Origin of the sequence: Geminicoccus flavidas (genome assembly GCF_009806515.1) — a bacterium.
GTDB classification, from domain to species: domain Bacteria; phylum Pseudomonadota; class Alphaproteobacteria; order Geminicoccales; family Geminicoccaceae; genus Geminicoccus; species Geminicoccus flavidus.
Genome location: NZ_WUJP01000983.1, coordinates 1 through 4,962, shown reverse-complemented (window position 1 = coordinate 4,962; position 4,962 = coordinate 1). Strand labels below are relative to the sequence as shown.

General features: G+C 67.6%; 7 protein-coding genes. 5 read left to right on the top strand and 2 right to left on the bottom strand.

The window, feature by feature from the left end; all coding sequences use genetic code 11:
* Positions 1–14: 14 nt before the first annotated feature.
* Together EQG76_RS27960 and EQG76_RS27955 are read right to left on the bottom strand one after the other, a co-directional pair.
* Positions 15–1,001 carry a lysylphosphatidylglycerol synthase transmembrane domain-containing protein gene (locus tag EQG76_RS27960; RefSeq protein WP_159718360.1) on the bottom strand — a complete coding sequence of 329 codons (987 nt, stop codon included), beginning with the start codon at positions 999–1,001 and terminating at the stop codon, positions 15–17.
* Between the two features lie 2 nt (positions 1,002–1,003).
* A complete protein-coding gene (locus EQG76_RS27955) occupies positions 1,004–2,467 on the bottom strand; it encodes a UbiA family prenyltransferase (RefSeq protein ID WP_159718358.1) in 1,464 nt (487 codons plus the stop codon).
* A gap of 568 nt (positions 2,468–3,035) precedes the next feature.
* Here EQG76_RS27955 and EQG76_RS27950 point away from each other — a divergent pair.
* The 5 genes from EQG76_RS27950 to EQG76_RS31885 all read left to right on the top strand — a co-directional run bounded on the left by EQG76_RS27950 (position 3,036) and on the right by EQG76_RS31885 (position 4,864).
* On the top strand, positions 3,036–3,218 hold the full coding sequence (locus tag EQG76_RS27950) for a hypothetical protein (RefSeq protein WP_159718356.1): 183 nt from the start codon (positions 3,036–3,038) through the stop codon (positions 3,216–3,218).
* Entirely contained in the window at positions 3,188–3,598 is a 411-nt protein-coding gene (locus EQG76_RS27945) for a calcium-binding protein (protein ID WP_159718354.1), read from the top strand. The genes EQG76_RS27950 and EQG76_RS27945 overlap by 31 nt, the downstream gene beginning before the upstream one ends.
* 366 nt (positions 3,599–3,964) lie before the next feature.
* Entirely contained in the window at positions 3,965–4,357 is a 393-nt protein-coding gene (locus EQG76_RS27940) for an ATP-binding cassette domain-containing protein (RefSeq protein WP_200841188.1), read from the top strand.
* Entirely contained in the window at positions 4,354–4,584 is a 231-nt protein-coding gene (locus tag EQG76_RS31890; protein ID WP_200841187.1) for an ABC transporter permease subunit, read from the top strand. The genes EQG76_RS27940 and EQG76_RS31890 overlap by 4 nt, the downstream gene beginning before the upstream one ends.
* A 76-nt stretch (positions 4,585–4,660) precedes the next feature.
* The gene (locus tag EQG76_RS31885; protein ID WP_200841186.1) at positions 4,661–4,864 is read left to right on the top strand and encodes a hypothetical protein; all 204 of its coding nucleotides are present in this window, start codon (positions 4,661–4,663) and stop codon (positions 4,862–4,864) included.
* Positions 4,865–4,962 lie beyond the last annotated feature (98 nt).

The window sequence follows — 4,962 nt, the reverse complement described above, 5'->3', positions numbered from 1 at the left end:
GCGCTTCCACGCCGTCATGGCCGTTGCCTCGCCACCCGCAGCGCCAGCGGCAGCGCAAGGAAGCCCAGACCCACGGCGAACCAGAGCGTGGTCAGCCGGATCAGGGCCGTAGCGATCACGCTGGGCTCGGCAGCGACCCCGAAGCCGACGAGCAGGGCCACCATCGACACTTCCGCACCGCCCAGCCCGCCCGGCAGCATCGCCACGGCCCCGGCCAGCATCGCTGCGGCGAACACGAAGGCGACGACGTGCAGGTCGAGCGGGGCACCCAGGCTGTCCAGGAGCCACCATAAAGCCGCCGCCTCGGCCATCCAGCCGATCACCGAGAGGAGCAAGCCTGCCAGGAACGGACCGGAGCCGAGCAGGCTGGAGATTTCCCGGCTCAGCCGGTGCAGCTTGCGCAGCCCGCCCCGGCCTCGGCCGATCCGGCCCTGCACCCAATGGGCCATCATCAGCAGGAAGCGCGGGCGGGTGCACAGCCACCACATGGCCAGCAGGACCACGGTGGCCGGGACCAGGGCCAGGATGATCCCGCCGTTCAGGCTGGCGATGCCGACGCAGGCCACCGCCAGCAGGGCCAGGCCATCCGCCAGCCGGTCGGCCAGCAGCAGCGGCAGGGTCCGGCCATAGGGCTGCGCGTCGCGCTGGCGCATCAGCCAGAGCCGCAGCGCCTCACCGACCTTGCCGGGCGTCACCGTCAGCGCGAAGCCGGCGACGTAGTAGAGCACGTTGCGCAGGAACGGGACGTGGATGCGCCGCTGCCGGGCGAAGATGTCCCAGCGCCAGGCGCGCAGCGCGTAGTTGACGAGCGACAGGCCCAGCAGGACGGCGATCACTCCGGGCGTCAGGTGACGCAGATAGGCCAGCAGATCCTGGCCGCCGAACAGCAGGCCGGCCAGGACGACCGCCAGGGCCGCCAGGAAGATCAGCCAGCCGGTCCAGCGGCGGGCATCGTGCAGGCGGGCGCTGAGGGCAGCACCGCCGGGAGGAGAGTCGATCACGTTCAGGCAGCCCGGGCTAGCAGGATGAAGACGATGGCCCCCAGGCCGATCAGGTGGGAGACCCGGTCGCGCAGGGCGAACAGGAGCGGGTCCTCATTCATGTGGCCGCGCACGGCGAGCTGCCAGACCCGCCCCAGCCAGTAGAGCAGGAGCACGAGGATCACCCAGAGCCATTCGGGCGAGGCATAGATCGAGCGCGAGAACTGCTCCTCCATCAGGTACATCACGAAGATCACGCAGGCCGCGATCCCGGAGCTGCTACCCATGGAGAGCAGGAGGGTCAGGTCGTCGGTGGTGTAACCGCGCCGGCGCAGCTCGCGGTCGGGCGACTGGCTCACCTCGCGCAGCTCGGTGAAGCGCTTGAGCAGGGCCAGCGACAGGAAGAAGAACATCGAGAAGGTCAGGAGCCAGAACGACCAGGGCAGGGTCATCAGCACGATGCCCGCCACGATCCTGAGCGTGAACAGGGAGGCCAGCACGATCGCGTCCAGCATCGGCACCTTCTTCAGGAAGAAGGAATAGACCAGCGTGCCGCACAGATAGACGAAGCCCACCAGCAGCGAGGCGAGCGGCAGGAACAGGCCCAGCAGGACCGCCACTAGGAGCAGGCCCGGCACGGCGGCCACGCCGTGCGCCACCGGTAGGGCCCCGCTGGCGAACGGACGGCTGCGCTTGGTCGGGTGCTGCCGGTCGGCGGCCAGGTCGAGGAGGTCGTTGACCAGGTAGCCGGCGGAGGCCAGCACCGACAGCATCAGGAAGGCCAGCACCGCTTGGCCCCAGTCGCCGATCCCGGCCATCGGCCCGGCCAGCAGGACCGGCAGGAACACCAGCAGGTTCTTGGGCCACTGGTAGATGCGCAACGCCCGCAACCAAGCGCGCAACGGGCCGCCGCCTTCCTGGGGGAAGCGGCCGACCACCGGTACGTCGCCCAGCCGCTTCTCGAAGCGCATCCCGCGCCCGACCAGGATCGCGCCCCGCGACGCCCGCCAGATCGGCAGGTCGACCGCCGCGTCGCCGGCATAGACGAAGTTCTCGCCGACCATCTCGCGGATCCGGGCGAGCTTGGCTTCCCCGCTCAGATTAGCCAGGCCGTCGCTGCCGATCGCGGCATCGACCCGAAACGGTAGATGAGCCGCCACCGCGTCCACAAACGCTTGGTCGGCCGCGGACACCAGCACGATCCGGCGGCCCAGCTCGTGCTGCTCGGTCAACCATTCCAGGAGATCCTGCCGCAGCGGCAGGAGCGCCCCGTCCAGGGACAGGGACTGGGCGACGTGCCGCTTGAACGCCGCCTTGCCCTGGCGCAGCGCCTGCACCAGTCCGATGGCCGCCTGCGGCGAGGTGCGATGCAGTTGCAGGACGGTCTCGTGCAGTGTGTCGACAGGCGTGAGGGTGCCATCCAGGTCGACGACGATGACCGGCGAACTGTCAACCGTCTGCGCGACCTCGAGATTCAGCTTCATCATCCGGGCTACCCCACGCCGAAAAATGCGAACTATCGTGGCAGAATGCCGATCGGCGCCGAGTCCGTCGAATTAAACACACGTGAACGAGCGTTGCGCTTCCGCGAGGGCCGCCCGTGGAACTTCCTCTAAGCAAATGGGACCCGCGCCCGAAGTTCCAGCCGGACCTGGCCGATGCACGCAGGAAGGCCCGGCAGGTCGGGGCACGGCCGCACATCACGGACCTGGCAGGCGACCTCCTTCAGGCACCCCCTCACCCAGGCCTTGCCGGCGCTGACGCGGCAGGGGCCGCAGGAACGAGGGCACTACGGCTTGTAAAGAAGGCTGCGAAGTCATGGCCACGCCGTCGCACCGCGGAAGATCAACTACGACTTCATTTATTTGTCATTAATTGGGTAAATCCACACATGACCGCAAGATTTTTAGCGATTTATGCCATATTTCCAGTAAATTCCACGTAACATTCAACCCGGCTGCCGTAGACTTTCCGGTCGCCGCGGCTGAAGTTCGCGGCAAGGGAAGGAAAATGGCGACCATCAGGGCGACGACCGGGCCAACATACTAAAACGGCATGGCTTCCGCCGACACGATCTGGGCCTATGGCGGCAACGACGCGCTGGCCGGTGGCAGCGGCGAGGACACACTGTTCGGCGGCTCCGGCGATGATCACCTGATGGCGATTCCAGCGCTAATCTGCTGGGCGGCGGCGAAGGTGACGACCTGGTGGCGGGCGGCTTCGGCAGCGACGAGCTAAAGGGCGGCGCTGGCGACGACCTGTTCGACCTGACCGAGGACATGCTCGACGACCCGGACTTCAACGTCGACGAGATCGTCGACTTTGTGCGTGGCAGCGGCCGGATCCTGACCGATGGCTTCGACCTGTTCGACGTGCTCGACAGCAACGGCGACGGCTTCGTCGACCGCAAGGGTGACGACGTGGCGGTCAGCAGGATCGACGGCGCCAGCTCGCTCGTGATCGGCACTGCCTGTTCCGGCGCATCGCACGTGCTGATCGTCGTGGGCCAGACCCAACTCGATGGGGACGACTTCACCGACAACGTGCCGGGCGTGCTTCCGGGCCCGGACCTGTCGCTCGTGGGCCTGATCGGGGACCTGGTCACGCCGCCCATCTGATCCTCCGTCCAGGAAAGGTCGCGACGCGTTCCTGGGCTGCCGGCTTCGTTCGTGGCAGAATGTCCGGCTGGCGTGGCTCGACGACCGACGCCGATGAGCGGTCTGCATCATCCCGTTTTTGCACAAACGAACCCGAGACCTGGGCTGGCCGGGTCTGATGCGCCCCTTCTCGTCGGAACCACACACCGTCATGCAGAAAACTCTCCGCGCCGGCAGCTGAGCATGCCCGGTCCGCCTGACCGGATCCCGCCGTCGCGCTCACTTCTCGATACCGCGAAGCGATTTTCAGTCAGATTCCCGAGCGCCATTTCGCCGATCAGCACCGCCACCATCGTTTTCGACCGGGTCAGCAGGACCTTCGGCGACGTGCGGGCGGTGGACGAGATGGACCTGGCCTTCGCCGACGGCGCGTTCTTCACCTTCCTGGGCCCGTCTGGGTGCGGCCAGACCACCTCGCTCGACCCGATCGCCGGCTTCGAGCAGCCGAACCGGGGCGAGGTCTGCATCCGCGGCCAGAACCTGGCCGCCACCCTACCCTGGCAGCGCCCGGTCAACATGGTCTTCCAGGCCTACGCCCTGTTCCCGATCGGCAACGCGCTGGTCGGCCTGTTCCTCCAGTCGCGCAGCTGGCCGTTCGGTGCCGCGATCGCGACGACGGTGGTGGCGGTCATGCTCCTGCTGGTGTCGGTCGCGATGCGCCTGGGCCTGCGCCGCGAGCCTGGCCCAGGCGCAGGCGCTGCCCGGGAGCCCGGCTCATGAACCTCTATGCGGTGCTGACCTTCCTGTTCCTGTACGGCCCTATCGTGCAGATCGTGCTGTTTAGCTTCACCACCTCGCGCTCGGTCCTGACCTTCGTGTGCTGCTCGCCCGAGTGGTACGGCCGTGCGCTCGCCGACCCGTTCGTCCTGGACGCGCTGTGGACCAGCCTGACGGTGGCGGCAGTCTCGGCAGCCTCGCCACCCTGGCCGACACGGCGGCGGGATTAGGGCTGGAGCGGCTGAACTGCTGGCCACGCCTGATCCTGGACACGCTGCTGTTCACGGCACTGACCGTGCCGGTTTGATGATCGGCATCGCCACGCTGATCGCGCTGGTCGGGCCGTTCGACCTGGCGAACCCACTGCTGACAGCGCTCGATCCGGCGCGGCATCACACCGGAAATCAACGCCATCGGAACGTCGGTATTGGCTGCCTCGTTGTTGCTGATGATCCTGGCACAGCTCGTCCTGCGCGGCCGCCAGGTATGAGGACGGAAGGGAATACCTGAGCGATGGAATGGCGGAGCGGCAGGCGCAGCAGCAATGTCGAGGACCGTCGCGGCATGGGCGGGATGCGCATGGGCGGCGGCGCCATGCGGGTCGGCGG

Coding starts and splice junctions, on each gene's coding strand:
- EQG76_RS27955 (WP_159718358.1), bottom strand. CDS start 2,467: ATGATGAAGCTGAATCTCGAGGTCGCGCAGACGGTTGACAGTTCGCCG.
- EQG76_RS31885 (WP_200841186.1), top strand. CDS start 4,661: ATGATCGGCATCGCCACGCTGATCGCGCTGGTCGGGCCGTTCGACCTG.
- EQG76_RS31890 (WP_200841187.1), top strand. CDS start 4,354: ATGAACCTCTATGCGGTGCTGACCTTCCTGTTCCTGTACGGCCCTATC.
- EQG76_RS27950 (WP_159718356.1), top strand. CDS start 3,036: ATGGCTTCCGCCGACACGATCTGGGCCTATGGCGGCAACGACGCGCTG.